Here is an 18999-nt window from a genome sequence, read left to right on the forward strand (position 1 = left end):
TAAGACCGGAGGTGGGAGAGTGGCGTGGCTAGAATTCCGGGCACATATGAACGACGACTCCCTCGCGCTGCGGCCGCTCACCGCCCGCTCCATCGTGCTGAGCACCCTCCTCGGGCACCACCCGCCCCGGATGCCCGCGCGCGCCCTGGTGCGGGTCGGTGAACTCTTCGGCATCGCCGAGGGAACCGTCCGTGTCGCCCTCTCCCGCATGGTGGCCGCCGACGACCTCCGGCAGTGCGACGGCTCGTACGAGCTCACCGCCCGGCTCCTGGCGCGCCAGGCCCGCCAGGACGAGAGCCGGTCGCCCCGAACGCGGCCCTGGGGCGGCGACTGGGAGATCGCCGTGGTCAGCGTCGACCGCCGGCCGGCCGCCGAACGTACCGCGCTGCGCCAGGCGATGGCGGCCCTGCGGCTGGCCGAGCTGCGCGAGGGCACCTGGCTGCGCCCTGCCAATCTGGAACGGCCCCGGCCCGCCGTCGTCACCGAGCAGTGCACCCTGCTGACCGGAACCCCGGACGGTGACCCGGCGGCGCTGGCGCGCACGCTGTGGGATCTGTCCGGATGGTCGGCGCGGGCGCGCGCCCTGCTGGGTGCTCTTGACGCGGCCGCCACCCCCGCGCGACGCTTCACAGTCTCGGCTGCTGTATTGCGCCATCTCCTCACCGACCCGCTGCTCCCGGACCGGCTCCTGCCGCGTGACTGGCCGGGTGCCGAACTCCGCCGCCGTTACGACGAGTTCGAGGACGAGCTACGCGATCTTCTGCGGCAGTACGTCACGCCGGGCAGCGCCGACTGACCGTGGCACGGCCGCAGGGTCCGTGCGCGGTGCGTGCGGACCTGCGCCGCGCGTGTGCACCGACCCCCGCGAATGCGCCCGGCGGACACGGCCGATGTGAACGTCTGAGCGATTCGTCCGGAGTCTCTGTGCCTCAGGCATGAAGGATGCGCCCCTACCCGGCATATGCGTGCGCCATGCGACGGCCGCTGTCCCCGATGCAGCGGCAAGGGTGCAAGGGGTCCGGTGAAGGCGCTACCGCGCGCTCTGTCGATGCGAACTCCGGACGTGGTTGGGTCTGACCCGTCGAATTCATGGCACTCGCAGAATTCGCTGCACAAGGAATGCGCAGGGCGGTGCACAAACGACTCGTAGCCGATGTGCACGGTAATGCGCAGAACCGCGTGGGGTGATGGACGTAAAGGTGCCAGGTTTCCTGAATAGCCGCCAGGTAACTGCGCGGCGAGCGACGGGAGCGAGAAATGGAATATCCTCAGGTGCACGAGGACGGGTCGGCAGCCGCAGGGCGGAGTGAATTCCGGGGCCGGGGGGTCCGGGGCGTCACGGCGGCCGCGGTCCTGCTGGCGGCCGGCGCGCTGAACATGACGGCAGAGGGGTCGGCCGAGGCGGCCAGCGGCGGGACCTGGGACCGCCTGGCCGGGTGCGAGAGCGGCGGCAACTGGCACGCCGACACGGGAAACGGATTCTCCGGCGGGCTGCAGTTCGCCCACACCACCTGGCGCTCGTTCGGCGGCGGTACCTTTGCGTCGCGGGCGGCGCTGGCCAGCCGGCTGCAGCAAATCAACGTCGCGGAAAGGGTGTTGGCCCGGCAGGGATGGGGCGCCTGGCCCGCCTGCTCGGCCTCGCTGGGGCTGCGGGGGTCGGTCTCCGGGCGTACCACGGCGCCACGGACCACGACGCCACGGGCCAGCGCACCGCACCGGACCACGCCGCGCACCACGACCCCGAAGGCCGCGCCCGCCCCGGGGAAGCGGTGGAAGGCGCCACGCCACCGGAGCGCCGGCGGGTCCGTCGTCGTCAACCTGGGCGACACGGTGAGCGGTATCGCCTCCGCGCACGGCTGGCGATGGCAGGAATTCTACCGGCTGAACCGTGCGGTGATCGGCGCCGACCCGGACCTCATTTTCCCGGGAATGCGGCTCGCCGTGCGGCGCTCCGGCACCAGCTGACCGAATTCCGGACTCTCCGGACCCGTAACACAGAATTCAGTCGAGGGTGATGCGGCTGAGGGGATAGCAGGCCGTCCGTGGCGCCGCGGACGGCCTGCCCGCATTTCTTGGTGGCGGGTGGGCCCTGTGGCAGCCCGCTTTGTATGTGCTCCGGCCCGCGCTGCATTTGTGCGGACCCGTGCTGTATTTACCTCCGCCCGTACGGAATTCAGGCGCATGCCGGATGACACCCGCGTGGTGACTGCGCACCTGACTTCATATCGGCCGGCGCCGGATGTCGTATGCGGCCGATGGCTCGGCCGCCGCCGGCCCGTTCGGCCGGGGCCGGTCGCCTCGGCCGCACTCGGGCGACGACGAACGTGGGACGGGCGAACAGGCCGGTGATGCCAAGGGAGTTGATCTCGCCCAGGCGGATCCGGGGGCGCGTCAGCTGCGGGCACCAGCGGCCGGTCCGGGGTCGCCGCGTACGGGCTCACCTCGATCGCCTTCGGTATCCGGAGAACCGTTGTGATCACCTGAAAGATGGACAGCATGGAGAAACCCAGCATGCGCAGCACGAGGAAGCGGATCGCCTGCGCCGCCCGCTCGGGTTCCGACGCGGATCGGCCTGCCACGCACGGACGTTGAGCGGCGCCTGGCCCCGCGCCGTGCTCACCGGGGCAGTACGCACACCGGCATCGGCGCGGCGAACGGCTCGCCGGCCCGTTCCAGTGCCCCCGTCCGGGCGTCCACGAAGAACACCGTCACCGACCCCGACTTCTGGTTCGCCGCGAACAGCAGCTGCTCGTCCGGCGAGAAGGCGATCCCCCGTGGGAAGTCCCCGCCCACCGGCACCGTGTCCAGCAGCCGTAGCCGCGCCCCGGCCGCCTCCACGGCATAGCGCGTCAGGCTGTTGTGCCCCCGATTGGCGAGATACGCGAAGCGGCCGTTCCGGGTGACCAGCACCTGCGCCGGAAAGCTGGTCCCCGGGCCGGTCCCTGTGGACTGCGGTTCACCGGGCATCAGCCGTCCGGTCAGGCGGTCATAGCCGCAGACCACGAGCGTGTTGTCGACCTCGTTCGCCAGATACGCGAAGGCGCCCGAGGGATGAAACGTCAGATTCCGGGGCCCGGCGCCCGGCCGCAGCGCCGCATACGACACCTGGCTGAGCCGCCCCGCCCGCTCGTCCAGCCGATAGGTGTACACCGTGTCATTCCCGAGATCCACCGAGAGGACGTGGCGGCCGTCCGGGCTGGTGATGATCTGGTGTGCATGCGGCCCGTCCTGGCCGGGGCCGGGCGGTGGGCTCGAGTGCGCGACCAGGTCCGTACGCGCCCCCAGCGCGCCGCTCTCCGGATCGATCGGGTGCACCGCCACGCTGCCGGAGAGGTAGTTGGCGCTGAGCAGCCAGCGCCCGGAGGGGTGCACCGACAGATGACAGGGCCCCGCGCCGCCGGTCGACCGGGTGCCCAGCACCCTGGGCGGCGCCCCGCCGGGCGACAGCGCCAGGGCGGTCACCCCGCCCTCCTCCTGCTCATTGACCGCATACAGGGTGCGCCCGGACGGGGCGAGCGCCAGATAGGACGGATCGGCGACGCCCGCCACCACACCCGTTGCGGTGACCCGGCCCTCGGCGGTGTCGTACGTGCCCAGCCCTATGCCGGTGCCGCCGCCCTCCTTCGAGGTGTACGTCCCCAGGAAGAGCGGCCGCTCGGCCGGCGGCCGGCGTCCGGCAGCGCGCCGCCGGTCGTGCGCGGGGGCCGTGTCCCCGACCGCGAGCCCCGCCGCCCCGGCCGCGGCGATGCCCATGAAACGCCGCCGGCCGACGGCTGTCCCTGCCCCGGTCGATATGCCTCGTCCTGCGCTCATGCCACACCTCGGGTTCGGTGATCGCGGATGGCGGATGTGGCAGCCAGGGTGGCCCGTGCCGCACGACCAGGCAAGACCTGCAACTCGCATTGCACATGATGCAACGCATGCGGGGTGGGTCATCAGCGGCTCCGAGCGGCTCCCGAGTGGCTCACGACCCCTGCGCGGCCCCGGCTCCCCTCCCGCAACCCCGACGTCCCCCTACACCCAGGTGATGACCACCACCCCTCAAGTAGCACTCCAGTCGTACGGCACAAACCCATACACGGGTTGATTCGCCGGACCCCGCGCGGACCGTAATTTCGTGATCAAGGCACGGAGACGAGTGGATGAACGAAGGGCCACGGATCTATGTACGGCAAGGCATTCGCCCCGGAATACCAGGGCGAACTCGGGACGGCGCTGGGCGTGAACTCCTCCTACGAGGAGGTGCTGGCCACGGCGAGACGGGCGCAGGCCGGCGCGGCCACGGCACTGGAGCGGGCGCGCGCCGCACTCGCGGTCGCCGAGGCCAACCGGCGGCTGGGGCGGGTGGCGGACGCCGGTGCCGCCTGGCGGGACAGCTACCGCAGCGCCCGCGAGGCAGGCGATGCGGCCGCCATGTCCTGGGCCCTGTGGAGCGGCGGCACCCTCGCCCGCCAGTGCGGCACGCTCCCGCTCGCCCGCCGGCTGCTCACCCACGCCGTCGAGCTCGCCGACGGCAGCGGTGACCGCCTCGCCCATGGCTACTCCCTCGCCGGACTGGCCGAGACCGGCCGCATCCAGGGCGACTACGCCGCGGTCGCCGACCTCCATGAACGCCTCCTCGAAGAGGGTCGGGCGCATGGCGAGGCCCGCCATATGGTCTGGGCCATGTCCGGCATCGCCCAGATGCACCGCAACACCGGCGACTACGCCAAGGCCCTGGAGCTGTTCGAGGAATCCGTCCGCATCGCCACCGAGGCCGATGACGCCCGGGGCCGCGCCTGGTCGCTCCGCGGCGTGGCCGACGTCCTCTCCGTACAGGGCGAACCGGACCGCGCGCTGGCCCTCCTCACCGAGGCGGAGACCATCTGCCGCACCATGGACCTGGCGAGCGCCCTCGCCTACAACCACAAGATGCGTGCCAACGTCCAATACCGCGCCGGACGTTATGAGTCGGCCCGCGACACCTACGCCCTGGCCCTGGCCGAGTTCAGCGATATGCACGAACCACGCGGCATGGCCCTCTCCCGCCTGGGCCTGACCAAATCCCGGGCGCGCCTGGGCCGCGACCGTACGGAGACGCTCGCCGAACTCGCCGAGCTGGAGCGGGACTTCGCGCGTATCGGGCTGCGGCATGCGCGCGAGATGGTCATCGCCTTCCGCGACGAGCTGAAGGAAGGGGAGGGCAGCGCCGAGCCGAGAGAGCTCGTCGGGGCGGCTGGGGTCCCTCCGATATCGGGGACCGGTGAGGTGCCGGAGGCCGTGGAGGCGGGAGGGGAGAGCGGGTTCGCCGTGCCGGCCAGGGCGTAGGCGTCGGCGGGACGGTCCTGACCGAGCCGACCGGGACGACCGAACCAGCCGTCCCCTCCGTACCAGCCGGCTGGGACGGAGGGGTTCTGCGGCGGCTGCCCTACGGGCCTACGGGCCCACAGTCCCACGGACCTACGGGTGCGACGGGCGCCAGGGCCGTGACGGTCGTGACGGCCGGGGCGACGGCGGTGCGAAGGGCGAGAGTGCCATGGGCGGCAGAAAGTCCCGGATCTCGCTGCGATGCCACCATGCGCCGGTCTCCCGCAACTCCCGCCATGTCGTGAAGCGGTACTGGAAGACCCGGGCCCGCACCCGGGCCGGTGGGGTGTCGGGGAACGGATTGGTCCGCAGCAGGCGCAGCGTGTCGCGGTCGTTCTCCAGCAGCCGTTCCACAAAGGCCACAAACCACGCCCGTGCGTAGGCCGGTGAGAGCGCCGCGAACCACATCAGCCAGTCCAGCCGCAGGTGATACGGGGCGAACTGGCGGGGCAGCCGCCGTACGTCCCCCGGCTTGCCGTGGAACTCGTAGGCGAGCCAGGTCGTATCGGGACCGGTCACCGCATCCGCCGTCCCCTCGACCACGATCTCCCGGCGCACCCGCGTGATACTGCCGAACGCGCCGTAGGAGTTGACCAGATGCAGCGATTCGTACGAGGTGTTCATGCGCTGCATACGGCTCAGCAGATTGCGCGCCGGACGGTAGCTCAGCAGAACGACGCAGACGGTGGCGGCGATCACGACGACCTCGAACCAGAGCGGGGGTGCGGGAGGTGCCGAGGACGGGTGCCGCCACGAGGGGGCGAGGGCGGAGACGGCCAGCGTGATGGTGAGCCAGTTCAGCCAGGCGAAGTTGCCGGACAGTACCAGCCACAGCTGGGTGACGACCATCGCGGCCGCGGCCCAGCCGGCCACCGGTTGCGGGGCGAACAGCAGGACCGGGAGGACGAGTTGGGCCACATGGTTGGCGGCGACCTCGACGCGGTGCAGCGGCTTGGGCAGATGGTGGAAGAACCAGCTCAGCGGGCCGGGCATCGGCTGGGTCTCGTGGTGGTAGTAGAGGCAGGTCAGATCGCGCCAGCAGCTGTCGCCGCGCATCTTGATCAGCCCGGCCCCGAACTCCACCCGGAACAGCACCCAGCGCAGCAGATACAGCACCAGGACCGGGGGAGCGGTATCGGCGTTGCCGAGGAAGACGGCGAGCATGCCCGTCTCCAGCAGCAGCGACTCCCAGCCGAAGCTGTACCACGTCTGCCCCACATTGACGATGGACAGATACATCGCCCACAGCACCAGCCACATCACCATCGACGCCCACAGCGGCACCGCATCCGCCGCCCCCGCCGCGACCGCAGCCGCCAGCAGCGCCCCGCCCCACGACCACAGCGCGAAGAACCGGTCCGAGTAATGCAGGTGGAAGACCGACGGCGAGGCACGGAACGGCGCCCGCGCCACGAACTCGGGCACCGGAAGCATCCCCCGCGCCCCGATCAACGCCCGGAACTGCCGGGCCGCCGCAACGAACGCGACGACATACATCACCGCCAGCATCCGCTGGAACACAAACCGCCCGAGCCAGTAGCCGGGATCCGCGAACCATTCCACCCGCCCATGGGTAGCACTGCGGCCGCGTACCCGGGCGAACGGCGCGCGGCGGCGGGGGCGCGCTCACCTGCCCGGCTACGGAAAGTCACCGGGCTGGGCAAAGCTTACGAAAGCCAAGAAAATCGGCAACCCGGGAGTGGGGTTTCCGCCGTCCGACGACATGCCTATATCGCCGGAAAATGCCGAGCGAGCCACCAGGGACGTCGATACTCTGGTGGTCGACGGACGACCCCTCTGGGAGAACGCCAACACCATTGGCCCGTCGCGGGAACGCCACAAACCCTGGCTGACCTCCCGGTTTGTGAACAAGGCGCCACCGCGTCGGACCGTTACCTCAATGAAGGAGTGCGTGGTGGCATTGCACAAGGCTCAGTACAAGCAGCCCCGGTTGAAGCAGGGTGACCGGCCAGGTCGTATCAAGGAAGTCCGCAACCTCGAGGTCTGGGGCCGCTGCGCCCCGGTGCGCCTCGCCGGCTGCGATGACGACCCCGCCGAGCCGTACATCATCCGCGGCATCGACTGAGGTCGCCGAGTTCGCCGGCGAGGGCGACTCATGAGGACGGCTCATGACGACAGCTCACGAAGACGGCTCATGAAGACGACAGACGAGGACGACTGACGCGCAAGACCGACGGGGAGCGGCGCCAACGGACGGCTGCTCCCCGTCGTGTGCGGCTCAGGGCCGACGCCCCAGCAGGCACAGCAGCCGGGTGAGATCGTCGGCGTCGGCCGGGGGCTCGATCGCGGGGGCGAAGAGACCCGAGGCGCCGAGCCCCGGAGCGTATGGCTCGACCTCGCGCAGGGCGGCCGTCGCGAGGTGGTCGGGGAGCCGTTCATCGGCGCCGATCGCACGGGAGAGGTCCCAGGCGTGCACCACGGCGTCGGCCATCATCTGCGCGCAGTATGCGTCGGCCGGACTGGTGCCGTAGGACAGGTGGACGGTGCGGTTGAGCGCGCCCGGTGCGCTGAACGCCGCCACGGCGGCCACCGCCGCGCGGTCCCAGACCGAGGCCGGATCGACGCCCAGCTGATCACCGTCGAAATCCGTGCCCACCTGGGCAATCGTGGCGCCGTCCCGCACCAGGCGGGGGACCCACAGCTGCTCGGCGGTCAGGTGGTTCACCAGATCGCGCACCGACCATTCCGTGCAGGGCGTGGGGTCGCCCCACTGGTCGTCACGGACGGCATGGACCCGCGTCCCGAACAGCTCGAGGGCCTCGCCGTGGGTGCGCAGGATCTCGTCATGGTTCATGCTCCCCGAGGATAGGAGGGGGCGCTGACATCGGGGGCGACGGCGCACGGCGAGCGGGCGGAGCGGGGCCCCGGCTCGCCGTCCTCTGCTCCGATGAAGCGACCGGTGACCCGATCGGCGCAGCGGCCGGGAACTTTTTTCCGGTGGTGTGGACCGGGTGCGCGCCCTACGATGCCGACCTTCGATTTCCGGCCGGCCGGTCCACGGACGGCCGGGGAATCCGGTCGTCCCGGTCCGGCCCGACGTTGCCCGTCGACCGGCTCGGCGGGGATCTCCTGCTCCGGCGTGCCGACGTCGCCGTCGACCACCCTTGACGATCGCCTTGGCGTCGAAGCCGGCCGGGTTGAACGTGGCGGCTGCTCCTCGAACGCCTCTGCGCTCGGCTTGGGCCGTACGTTTTCGGCCGTCCCGCCATGGGGGTTTGTCGCCGTTGCCCGTTCGCTGCGCTTTGCCTGGGCCGTACGTTGCCGAGTGCAGCGCCGTTGCGCCTGCGGCGGGCTGGTTGCCGCTGCGCGGGGCTGTTCGGCAGCGGCGCCGGGCTTACGCGGCTCCGCCGCTACAGCCCGGCACCGCCCCGAGTGGGGTGGGAAAAGACGGTGGGGGTACCCGTACGCGGTCGGGTGCGCCCAGTGGACGAGACATAGGGAACTGGACACTCGACGCCAGCCCCCACCGGCCTCTTCACCCCCTACCCACGGGAGGGGCCGCTCCGCAGGACGGAGTCCGGAGGAGGGGCACCGCACCCGTACAACCCACGCCCGCCGCAGGCGCAACGGCGAGAAGTACCCACGGCGGGGAAGCCGGCAACGTACGGGCCCAGGCAAAGCGCAGCGAACGGGCAACGACGACAAACCCCCACGGCGGGATAGCCGACAACGTACGGCCAAAGCCAGGCGCAGCGGCATGACGGACACCTGGTGTCCTACTGCGCCCCTAGCGTCGGCGATGCGGGGCGCAACCGGTGTGGCCCGCACCGAAAAGGCGAGGAGCGGCATGATGAACGGGGAAGAGAACATGGCGGGGGCGACGGCGCGGCTGATGGGTGCCGGGTTCTGGGCGCATGACGGCAAGGCGCTGGCCGACTTCTATGCCGCCGCCCTGGGATGGCAGGTCACCCGGACGTTCGGTGACACGGCGGTGATGATCAGCGACGGCAGCGAAGGCGCGACCGGCTACGTCTTCTACACCGCCAAGGATTTCCGGGCGCCGGACTGGCCGAAGGACGAGCTCGTCTTTCATGTCGACCTGTCCTGTGACGACATCGCCGCAACGGAGCAGCGGTTGCTGTCCCTTGGCGCCACGAAGCCCGAACACCAGCCGGGCGGCGACCGCTGGACGGTCCTCCTGGATCCGTCCGGGCAGCCGTTCTGCATCAGCGCTTCCTAGGCCGTATCGGTGCCTCCTGGGCTGTCACTCCGCGATGCCCCGGGTAAGGACCACGACGGTGACGAACCTGCGGTAGAGCCGGATCGGGTCCTCGTCGGTCAGCCGTACGGTCACGGCGTCGAGGCGTTCGACGCCGGTGATCCAGGTGGCCATCTCGGCGAGGTCCGGATTGCGCAGCCGTACGGTAAGCGTGGCCGGGAGAGCGATCCGGGGCGGGGCGGCGGTCTGCGGCAGGGCCCGGACGGCCTCGTATGCGGCCTCGTGGATCCGTTCCCGTGCCGTGAGGGGGTGGAGGCTGTCGGCGGCGAAGCGGGAGACCGAGGATTTGACCACGGCGCTGCGGATCCCGGGGCAGAAGGGTTCGATCTCGGCGGCCGTCGTCTCGTCACCGGTGATCAGCACCACCGGCACACCGTGGCCCAGCGCGACCAGGGCGTTGATGCCGCTCTCGCCGGCGATCACGCCGTTCAGCCGTACCTCGCTGATGGCCCGTGGGTTGTAGGTGTGCGACAGTGTGGCCGGGGCGCCCGACATCGAGCCGTGGTACGAGACGAAGAAGACGCCGTCGAACGAGGCGTCCAGGCCCTGCATCATGTAGAGCGGCTTGTGCCGTCCGGACAGATAGCGGCTGCGGCCCGCGAGGGCGTCCGGCCGTAGATTGGCCATCGCCGAGTGCGCGTCGTTGACCAGGAACTCGGTCGCGCCGCCGGCTCGCGCCCCTTTGATCGCGGCGTTGACCTCCTCCTGCAACAGGCCCCGGTAGTAGGCGTATTCAGGCTCCGCGGGACGGCACTGCGCCCAGTCCACGACGCCTGCGGTGCCCTCCATGTCGGAGGAGAGGAAGATCTTCACGGCATGCGCTCCCTGGGTGCGGTTCGGGCCGGGCCGGCCGGTTGTGCGGGACCAGTGAGGGGGATCAGTGATGCGCATCAGTGATGCGCATCAGTTATGCGCTGAACGGCCGGAGCGTGGCCAGAGCGCCTTTTCGGCCGACCGGGGGCGCGCTCTCCCGGAGCCTCACAGGCCGGCCAGCTCCGCCAGTACCTGAGTCTGCGTCAATTCCGCGGCCCCGCCCGCCACATCGTCGTGAGCGGCGCTCCACAGCGCGTTCTCCACGCCCCGCGCCACCGACCAGGCAAGCAGCCGTGCGGGGTCCTCGCCCAGCTCCCCGGCGACCAGGGCGTAGCGCTCGCGGAGCACCGGGCGGGGGTCCGGGTGGCCGAAGGGGTCGTCGATCCCCAGCAGGAGCGGCCAGGGGTCGTACGCCGGGTCGCCGATCATCGGCTTGGGGTCGATGGCCAGCCACGGACGGCGGTCGGCGGCCAGGACGTTGCCCGGGTTGAAGTCGCCGTGGACGACGACCTCGCGGGTGGCCGTCGCCGGGAGCTCGCGCAGCAGGACGGCGCCGAGTGCGACCAGGCCGGGGTCGTAGGCGGGACGCAGCCGCAGCATGCGTTCCTCCACCAGGTCGGCCCACTCGGCGCAGACCGCGTCGACCCGTTCCAGACGGCCGTCGAGCGGTGCGGGAGCGGTCCACAGGTCGCGCAGCAGGCGGGAGGCGAGGGTGAGTCGTTGGGCGGCCGGCAGTGCGGCGGTGCCGGCGAGCGGGGTGCCGGGGGTGCAGCGTTCGATCAGCAGGGCGCCGCGTGCGCGGTCCCACCGGTGCAGGCGCACCGCGCCGTTGCCGTCCCACGCGCGCAGTCCCGGTGCCTCGCCGTCCGCCTCGCGGTGCGGCCAGGACACTTTGAGGACGGCCGGGCCGCCGTCGGGGAGTGCGGCCGGTGCCACCCAGGAGCAGCTGCCGCCGCGGAAGGGGGCGCCCAGTCGCAGCTCCCATCGCTCCGCGGCCTCCCGGACGATCCCCGGCAGCCGGTCGAGCCAGGCCCGCCCGGACGCGGTCCGGCTCATCTGCCGTATGACGGGCAAGTCTGCGGGGAAGCGGCCGGCGCGGTGTGGATCAGCCATCCGGGCAGCGTACGCCGGAGCGGTGCGGCCGGGGCCGTACGGGGCCGTACGGGGGAGCGTGCCGGGTGCCGCGGCGGTACGGACGGAATGCTCCGGAAGGCGGTGGTATGTGTCGGGCATGAGCGCCTCTACACGGTATGCGGCCGTCGCCCTGGTAGCCGCGCTGGCCGTGGGCTGCGGCGGCCCGCCCAGCAGCACCCCGCACCCTGCCCCGCACAGCGCCCGGCAGCCGTTCGCGAAGGCCAAGCCGCGCGGCGAGGCCGGCGCCGCGATGACGAAGGACGTCCGGCCCTTCACCCTCGTCGCCGGCGGGGACATCATCCCGTCCTCCCCGGACGTGCTCGAGACGGCGCGGAGCGATGCGATGGGCACCGGCTACGACTACCGGCCGATGCTCGCGGGCGTGAAGTCGGTCGTCTTCGGCGCGGATCTGGCGCTGTGTCACCTGGGGGCGCCGCTCGGGCCGCTGACCGGTCCCTTCACCGGCTACCCCGTCTACCAGGCGCCGCCCCAGCTCGCCACCGCCCTGAAGGCCACCGGTTACGACTCCTGTTCCACCGCCTCCAGCCACGTCCTGGACCAGGGCGTCCCCGGGGTGAGCCGCACCCTGGAGGCCATGGACACCGTCGGGCTGCGCCATGTCGGCTCCGGGCGCGACGCCGCCGAGGGGGCGCGGCCGGCGCTGCTGCGGGCCGACGGCGGGGCGCGGGTGGCCCATCTCGCGTACACCTACGGGACGGATCAGAAGCGCCGTCCGGCGTCGGCGCCCTGGACGGTGAACCTGATCAACGCGCGGAAGATCATCGCGGATGCGCGGGCCGCGCGCCGGGCCGGTGCCGATGTCGTGGTCGTCAGCCCGCACTGGGGCGCGGAGTACCGCACCGCCCCCTCCGAGGAACAGCTGAGGCTCGCCCGCGCACTCACCGCCTCCACGACCGGCGGCCGCCCGGACATCGACCTGATCCTCGGCAGCCATGCGCAGACCCCCCAGCCGTACGAGAAGGTCAATGGCACGTGGGTCGTCTACGGTCTCGGCGACCAGGTCTCCGGGGCCATGAGGAGACCGGAGGGCAACTGGGGCACCCTCGCCCGCTTCCGGTTCGCGCCGCCGGACCGGGCCGGGCAGCGCTGGAAGGTCACCAGGGCGCAGTACATTCCCCAGCTCGCCGAGCTGGGGCCGCCGCTGCGGGTGCGCAATCTCGCCCGGACCGCCGGCCACCGGGACGTCCGCACGGCGATCCGCAAGGCGGTGCTCGGCCGGGGTGCCCGCGCCGAGGGGCTGCGGATGGGGAGGTGACCGGGCGTCCCGCGGCGCTCCGGTACGGGCTGCCCGCGCGGTGTGAAACCCTGGTCACGTACGTCGGCGAGGCCAGGGAAGGGACCGGAGGGCAGTGAGCGAGAGTGCGGCCGCCCGGCCCCGTAATCCGCGCGGCCAGGGCGAGCGGCTGCGGGAGGAACTCCTGCGGGCCACCGAACGCCTCCTGGAGGAGGTCGGCAGCGAGGACGCGCTGTCGCTGCGCGCGGTGGCCCGCGAGGCGGGCGTCGCCGCGCCGAGCATCTACCGCCACTTCGCCGACAAGACCGAGCTGGTCTGGGCGACCATGGAGGTCAGCTACGAGCGGCTGGGGCAGGCGATGGCCGAGGCCGCCGCGAAGGCCCAGGACGACCCCGTCGCCCGGCTGCGGGCCCAGCTGCGCGCCTATTGCCGCTACGCCATCGGGCACCCCGCCACCTACCGCCTGCTCTACGAGACCCGGCAGACCCCGGTCGGCCCCGAGCGGCTGGCCGGGCATCCGGCCGCGCCCCTGGTGCGCGGGTTCCATGACGCGCTGACCGCCTGCGAGGAGGCCGGCTGGCGGGTGCGCGGCACCCGCACCGAGGCGCCGTATGTGCTGTGGTCGTCGGTGCACGGCCGGGTGATGCTCTGGCAGGTCATGCCGAGCCGCAAGGACGCCGGCCGGCTGGACCGGTTCGTGGACGAGATCCTGCTGCTGTTGCTCGAGCGCTGAGCCGCTCTTCTCCGGCGCCGCACGAGCGTCCTGCGACCTCCGGCGCCCTCGCCGGTGCCCTCCGCATCCTCACCCGCGACACATTTACCTGTGCATTACACGTGTAAGCTTACAGTCGTTAGGCGAACGTTCGACTCATGGCGCACGCCCCTGCGGCGTGTGCGCACCAAGCGAGATGAGCGAGATGACGATTTCCCCCACTGCTCCCGTCGGCACCGCCCCGGCGCCGCTCCCCGTCGAGCCCCCCACCGGCTGCCCCTTCGACCCTCCCACCGCCTTCGGCGCCCTGCGCACAGAGGAGCCGATCTCCAGGATCGCCCTCCCGGACGGGAGTTGGGCCTGGCTGGCCACCCGCTACAGCGACATCCGCGCGATCCTCGGAGACACCCGCTTCAGCTCCGACACCACCCTGCACGGCTACCCGCTCAGCGGTATGACCGGCGGCGGCAACACCCAGAACCGCGGCTTCATCCGCATGGACCCGCCCGAGCACACCCGGCTGCGCCGGATGGTCACCCGGGAGTTCATGGTCAAGCGGGTCGAGGCGCTGCGCCCGGAGATCCAGCGCATCACCGACGAGCTGTGCGACGAGATGGCGCGCGGACAGGGCCCGGTGGACCTCGTCGAGGCGCTGGCCCTGCCGGTTCCGTCGCTGGTCATCAGCCTGCTGCTCGGCGTCCCCTACGACGACCACGAGGTCTTCCAGCGGCTCACCGGCACCCTGCTCTCCCGTACCGTCCCCGACGACGAGCGGGAAGCCGCCCGGGTCGAACTGCGGGACTACCTGGACCAGTTGGTCACCGCCAAGGAAGCGGACCCGGGCGACGACATCCTCGGGCGGCTGATCACCGAACAGCAGCAAACCGGCGAGATCACCCACGACGAGGTCGCCGCCTTCGCCGCCCTGCTGCTCATCGCCGGGCACGAGACCACCGCCAACATGATCGGCCTCAGCGCCCTGACCCTGATGCGCGACCCGGAGTCCGCCGCGCGGCTGCGCCAGGACCCCGGTCTGATCCGCGGCGCCGTCGAGGAGCTGCTGCGCTTCCACAGCATCATCCGCAACGGCCCGCGCCGGGTCGCCACCGCCGACATCGAGATCGACGGGCATCTCATCCGCGCCGGCGAGGGCGTCGTCGCGGCCGTACCGTCCGCCAACCGCGACGAGAGCGTCTTCGCCGACGCCGACCGCCTCGACATCTGCCGCCCCAACGCCCAGCACCACGTCGCCTTCGGCTACGGCATCCACCAGTGCCTCGGCCAGGCGCTGGCCCGCGTCGAACTCCAGGTGGTGATCGGCACGCTGCTGCGCCGCTTCCCCACGCTGCGGCCGGCCGTGCCGGTGGACGAGATCCCGTTCCGTACCGACATGGCGATCTACGGCTGCCACGCGCTGCCCGTCACCTGGTGACCGGCCGGTCCCACGTCCCACGTCCCGGTCCCACCTCCCCGCCCGACGTCCCACGCCCCACGAACATCCACGGAGTCACCGCCATGAAGATCACCCTTGACGCCGACAAGTGCTGCGGCGCCGGCCAGTGTGTGCTGGTCGCCCCCGAGGTCTTCGACCAGCGCGACGAGGACGGCATCGTCGTGCTGCTCGACGCCGAGCCGCCCGCCGAGCAGCACGACGCGGTGCGCGAAGCCGCCGCCATCTGCCCGGCCGCCGTCATCGAGGTGCACTGATGACCGCCCGGCCCATCGCCGTCGTCGGCGCTTCGGCCGCCGGGCTCGCCGCCGCCGAGGCGCTGCGGCGCTCCGGCTGGACCGGCCCGCTCACCCTCATCGGCGACGAACCCCATCTGCCGTACGACCGGCCGCCGCTGTCCAAACAGCTGCTGCACGGCGCATGGGAACCGGAGCGCCTGCTGCTGCGCACCGAGGAGCAACTCGCCCCGCTCGACCTCGATCTGCGGCTCGGCACCCGCGCGACCGGCCTCGATACGGCCACCCGCACCCTCACCCTGGACGGCGGCGAGCGCCTGGCCTGCGTCGGAGTGATCATCGCGACCGGTGTGGCGGCCCGCACGCTGCCCGGCACCGAGGACATCGCCGGGGTGCACACCCTGCGCACCCTCGACGACGCGCTGGCCCTGCGTGCCCGGCTCACCGGCACCGGCCGCCGCCTGGTGATCGTCGGCAACGGCGTCCTGGGCTGCGAAGCGGCCGCGGTGGCACGGGAGCTGGGGCATCATGTCACCCTCGTCGGCGTCGAGCCGACACCGATGGCCGCGGCCGTCGGCACCGAGGTCGGCGAGCTGCTGGCCGAGGAACACCGGGCGCACGGCGTGACGCTGCGTACGGGAGCAGTGGACGGCTTCGAGGCGGACGAGCACGGCGTCACCGGCGTACGGCTGGCCGACAGTGGCCTGCTGCCCGCCGACACCGTGCTCCTCGCCATCGGCTCCACACCCGCCGTCGGCTGGCTGGCCGGCGACCCCGCCCTGGACACCTCCGACGGGCTGCGCTGCGACGCGTACTGCGCCGCCGCGCCCGGCATCTACGCCGCGGGCGATGTGGCCCGCTGGGAACACCCCGTGCACGGCCGGCCGCTGCGCTTCGAGCACCGCATGAACGCCGCCGAGCAGGGCATGGCGGCGGCCAGGAATCTGCTGGCCGAACTGGGCGAGAGCGGGGAACGCAAGGAGTTCGCGCCCGTCCCGTACTTCTGGTCCGACCAGTACGCGCTCAAGATCCAGGCGTACGGCATCCTCACCGGCGCCGACCGGGTCGAAGCCGCCCTCCTGGACAAGGAGGAGCGCCGCGTCGCCGCGCTCTACGGGAGCGGCGGTCTGGCCACCGGAGTGCTCGCCATCGGCCTCCCGCCCCGCCAGGTCCGCACCCTGCGCGCGGTGATCGCCGCCCCGCTGCCCTGGGAGGAGGCCCACCCACGGCTGCTCGCCGCACTCGGCTGACCGGTCACGGGGGACGGTGCCTGATCACGAAGGCCGGTGCCCGATCATGGGGACATGACCGACTCGTACGTCCGGGTGCGCGGCGCCCGTGAGCACAACCTCCGCCAGGTCGATGTGGACATCCCGAGGGACGCGCTGGTCGCGTTCACCGGGGTGTCCGGATCCGGCAAGTCCTCGCTCGCCTTCGGCACCCTCTACGCCGAGGCCCAGCGCCGCTACTTCGAGTCGGTCGCCCCCTATGCCCGCCGGCTGATCCACCAGGTCGGCGCCCCCAAGGTCGAGGACATCACCGGGCTGCCGCCCGCCGTCGCGCTGGAGCAGCGGCGCTCCGCGCCGACCTCCCGGTCCTCCCTGGGGACCGTCACCACCCTCTCCAACACCCTGCGGATGCTCTTCTCCCGCGCCGGCGACTACCCGGAGGGCGCCGCGGAACGGCTCGACTCCGACGCCTTCTCACCCAACACGACGGCCGGTGCCTGCCCGGAGTGTCACGGCCTGGGCACCGTCCACCACGTCACGGAGGCCTCACTCGTCCCCGACCCGGCCCTCTCCCTCAGGGACGGAGCCATCGCCGCGTGGCCGGGTGCCTGGCAGGGCAAGAACCTCCGCGACATCCTCGCCACCCTCGGGCACGACATCGACCGGCCCTGGCGCGAACTGCCGCAGGCGGACCGCGAGTGGATCCTGTTCACCGACGAACAGCCGGTCGTCACCGTCCACCCGGTACGCGAGGCGGGCCGCATCCAGCGCCCGTACAAGGGCCAGTACATGAGCGCACGGCGGTACGTCCTGCACACCTTCGCCGACTCCAAGAGCGAGACGCTGCGCAAGCGCGTCCAGCGCTTCATGGTGTCCGACGACTGCCCGGTGTGCGACGGGCGGCGGCTGCGCCCCGAGGCGCTGGCCGTCACCTTCGAAGGACGGGACATCGCCGAGCTCGCCGGACTGCCGCTGGCCGCGCTCGCCGAGACGCTGCGGCCCGCCGCCGCCCGCACGGACGACGCGGACGTGGCCGCCCCGCTCGCCCGCGACCTCGTCACCCGCATCGAGATCCTCACCGAGCTGGGCCTGGGCTACCTCAGCATGGACCGCCCCGCGCCCACCCTCTCGCCCGGGGAACTGCAGCGGCTGCGGCTGGCCACCCAGCTGCGCTCCGGCCTCTTCGGCGTCGTCTACGTCCTCGACGAGCCGTCCGCCGGACTGCACCCCGCCGACACCCGGGCCCTGCTCACCGTCCTGCACCGGCTCAAGGACGCCGGGAACTCCCTCTTCGTCGTCGAGCACGACATGGACCTCGTACGGCGCGCCGACTGGCTCGTGGACGTCGGGCCGCGGGCCGGGGAACACGGCGGGCGGGTGCTGCACAGCGGCCCGGTCGCCGGCCTCGCCCAGGTCGCGGAATCCGCCACCCGCCGTTTTCTGTTCGACTCCGGGGAGTACCCGCGGCACCGGGAGCCGCGCGAGCCCACCGGACTGCTGCGCCTCGAAGGCATCACCCTGCACAACCTCCGCGCCCTGGACGCGGAATTTCCGCTCGGCGTCTTCACGGCCGTCACCGGGGTCTCCGGGTCCGGCAAATCCACCCTTGTCACCCGCGTGCTCGCGGACGCGGTCACCGGCCACCTGGGCGCGGGCCCCGAGGACGACGAGGAAACCGGCGCCCGCCCCACCGCGGAACTGGCCGCCGCGAAGGGCCTGGCGGCCGTGGACCGCCTCGTCCGCGTCGACCAGAAGCCGATCGGGCGGACGCCCCGCTCCAACCTCGCCACCTACACCGGGCTGTTCGACACCGTACGGAAGGTCTTCGCCGCCACCGACGCGGCGCGCGCCCGCGGCTACACCGCCGGGCGCTTCTCCTTCAACGTCACCGGCGGCCGCTGCGAGACCTGCCAGGGCGAGGGCTTCGTCGCCGTGGAGCTGCTGTTCCTCCCCGGCACCTACGCGCCCTGCACCGCCTGCCACGGCGCCCGCTACAACCCCGGGACGCTGGAGATCACCTACCGGGACCGCACCATCGCCGACGTCCTGGCGATGACCGTCGACACCGCCGCCGACTTCCTCGCCGACCTCCCGGCCGCCGCCCGCAGCCTGCGCACCCTCCAGGACGTCGGCCTGGGCTATCTGCGCCTCGGCCAGCCCGCGACCGAACTCTCCGGCGGCGAGGCCCAGCGCATCAAGCTCGCCACCGAACTCCAGCGGACCCGCCGCGGCCACACCCTCTACCTCCTCGACGAGCCCACCACCGGACTGCACCCCGCCGACACCGAGGTGCTGCTCCGTCAGCTGCACGGCCTGGTGGACGCGGGCCACACCGTCGTGGTCGTCGAGCACGACATGGGGGTGGTCGCGGGCGCCGACCACGTCATCGACCTGGGTCCCGGCGGCGGCGCGGCCGGCGGCCGGATCGTCGCCGCGGGCACCCCCGCCGAGGTGGCGGCCGCCGCCGGCAGCCGTACGGCGCCCTACCTGGCCCGACGGAGGGCGCGGCCGGAGCCGTCTTGACGGTCCGCTAATGTACGCAGGTCAGATCACCAGGCATCACCACGGCGCAGCAGTGCGCAGC

16 protein-coding genes are annotated in these 18999 nt (G+C 72.2%); 11 read left to right on the forward strand and 5 right to left on the reverse strand.

The features are described from left to right. The first annotated feature begins 46 nt into the window (after window positions 1–46). Together ADL29_RS32890 and ADL29_RS46160 are read left to right on the forward strand one after the other, a co-directional pair. Window positions 47–796 carry a PaaX family transcriptional regulator C-terminal domain-containing protein gene (locus ADL29_RS32890; protein WP_053927201.1) on the forward strand — a complete coding sequence of 250 codons (750 nt, stop codon included), beginning with the start codon at window positions 47–49 and terminating at the stop codon, window positions 794–796. Window positions 797–1257: 461 nt separating this feature from the next. Continuing rightward, window positions 1258–1965 carry a LysM peptidoglycan-binding domain-containing protein gene (locus ADL29_RS46160; protein WP_053927202.1) on the forward strand — a complete coding sequence of 236 codons (708 nt, stop codon included), beginning with the start codon at window positions 1258–1260 and terminating at the stop codon, window positions 1963–1965. Between the two features lie 651 nt (window positions 1966–2616). Here ADL29_RS46160 and ADL29_RS32900 read toward each other — a convergent pair. Next, window positions 2617–3813: a lactonase family protein gene (locus tag ADL29_RS32900; RefSeq protein ID WP_053927203.1), complete on the reverse strand. Its 1197-nt coding sequence runs from the start codon at window positions 3811–3813 to the stop codon at window positions 2617–2619. Between the two features lie 351 nt (window positions 3814–4164). Between ADL29_RS32900 and ADL29_RS32905 the strand changes: the two genes are divergently transcribed. After that, entirely contained in the window at window positions 4165–5307 is a 1143-nt protein-coding gene (locus ADL29_RS32905; RefSeq protein WP_078971470.1) for a tetratricopeptide repeat protein, read from the forward strand. Between the two features lie 132 nt (window positions 5308–5439). Here ADL29_RS32905 and ADL29_RS32910 read toward each other — a convergent pair whose 3' ends face one another. Next, window positions 5440–6909 carry a lipase maturation factor family protein gene (locus tag ADL29_RS32910; RefSeq protein ID WP_053927204.1) on the reverse strand — a complete coding sequence of 490 codons (1470 nt, stop codon included), beginning with the start codon at window positions 6907–6909 and terminating at the stop codon, window positions 5440–5442. A gap of 352 nt (window positions 6910–7261) precedes the next feature. Here ADL29_RS32910 and ADL29_RS43820 point away from each other — a divergent pair, with 352 nt between their 5' ends. Next, window positions 7262–7432, forward strand: coding sequence for a hypothetical protein (locus ADL29_RS43820; protein WP_157878637.1), 171 nt, complete (start codon window positions 7262–7264; stop codon window positions 7430–7432). Window positions 7433–7585: 153 nt separating this feature from the next. Here ADL29_RS43820 and ADL29_RS32915 read toward each other — a convergent pair whose 3' ends face one another. Beyond that, window positions 7586–8161, reverse strand: coding sequence for a TIGR03086 family metal-binding protein (locus ADL29_RS32915; protein WP_053927205.1), 576 nt, complete (start codon window positions 8159–8161; stop codon window positions 7586–7588). A gap of 993 nt (window positions 8162–9154) precedes the next feature. On the opposite strand from ADL29_RS32915, the gene ADL29_RS32920 reads away from it, so the two are divergent. Then, window positions 9155–9547, forward strand: coding sequence for a VOC family protein (locus ADL29_RS32920; protein WP_425424301.1), 393 nt, complete (start codon window positions 9155–9157; stop codon window positions 9545–9547). Between the two features lie 24 nt (window positions 9548–9571). On the opposite strand, the gene ADL29_RS32925 is transcribed toward ADL29_RS32920, so the two are convergent. After that, a complete protein-coding gene (locus ADL29_RS32925; RefSeq protein ID WP_053927206.1) occupies window positions 9572–10399 on the reverse strand; it encodes a M55 family metallopeptidase in 828 nt (275 codons plus the stop codon). A gap of 165 nt (window positions 10400–10564) precedes the next feature. Further along, the gene (locus tag ADL29_RS32930) at window positions 10565–11512 is read right to left on the reverse strand and encodes an aminoglycoside phosphotransferase family protein (RefSeq protein WP_053927302.1); all 948 of its coding nucleotides are present in this window, start codon (window positions 11510–11512) and stop codon (window positions 10565–10567) included. A 118-nt stretch (window positions 11513–11630) separates the two neighbouring features. Here ADL29_RS32930 and ADL29_RS32935 point away from each other — a divergent pair, with 118 nt between their 5' ends. The 6 genes from ADL29_RS32935 (at window position 11631) to uvrA (ending at window position 18938) form a co-directional block, all read left to right on the forward strand. Continuing rightward, window positions 11631–12809, forward strand: coding sequence for a CapA family protein (locus ADL29_RS32935; RefSeq protein ID WP_053927207.1), 1179 nt, complete (start codon window positions 11631–11633; stop codon window positions 12807–12809). 94 nt (window positions 12810–12903) lie between these two features. Beyond that, window positions 12904–13521, forward strand: a complete 618-nt coding sequence (locus tag ADL29_RS32940; protein WP_046924791.1) for a TetR/AcrR family transcriptional regulator — start codon at window positions 12904–12906, stop codon at window positions 13519–13521. Window positions 13522–13705: 184 nt separating this feature from the next. Then, entirely contained in the window at window positions 13706–14932 is a 1227-nt protein-coding gene (locus ADL29_RS32945) for a cytochrome P450 (protein WP_053927208.1), read from the forward strand. Between the two features lie 83 nt (window positions 14933–15015). After that, on the forward strand, window positions 15016–15207 hold the full coding sequence (locus ADL29_RS32950) for a ferredoxin (RefSeq protein WP_053927209.1): 192 nt from the start codon (window positions 15016–15018) through the stop codon (window positions 15205–15207). Beyond that, on the forward strand, window positions 15207–16436 hold the full coding sequence (locus tag ADL29_RS32955) for an NAD(P)/FAD-dependent oxidoreductase (protein WP_053927210.1): 1230 nt from the start codon (window positions 15207–15209) through the stop codon (window positions 16434–16436). Before ADL29_RS32950 ends, ADL29_RS32955 begins: the two co-directional genes overlap by 1 nt. 54 nt (window positions 16437–16490) lie before the next feature. Next, entirely contained in the window at window positions 16491–18938 is a 2448-nt protein-coding gene (uvrA, locus tag ADL29_RS32960; protein ID WP_078971472.1) for an excinuclease ABC subunit UvrA, read from the forward strand. The last annotated feature ends 61 nt before the right edge of the window (window positions 18939–18999 follow it).

The sequence above is a fragment of the Streptomyces chattanoogensis genome, assembly GCF_001294335.1.
Lineage (GTDB): Bacteria > Actinomycetota > Actinomycetes > Streptomycetales > Streptomycetaceae > Streptomyces > Streptomyces chattanoogensis.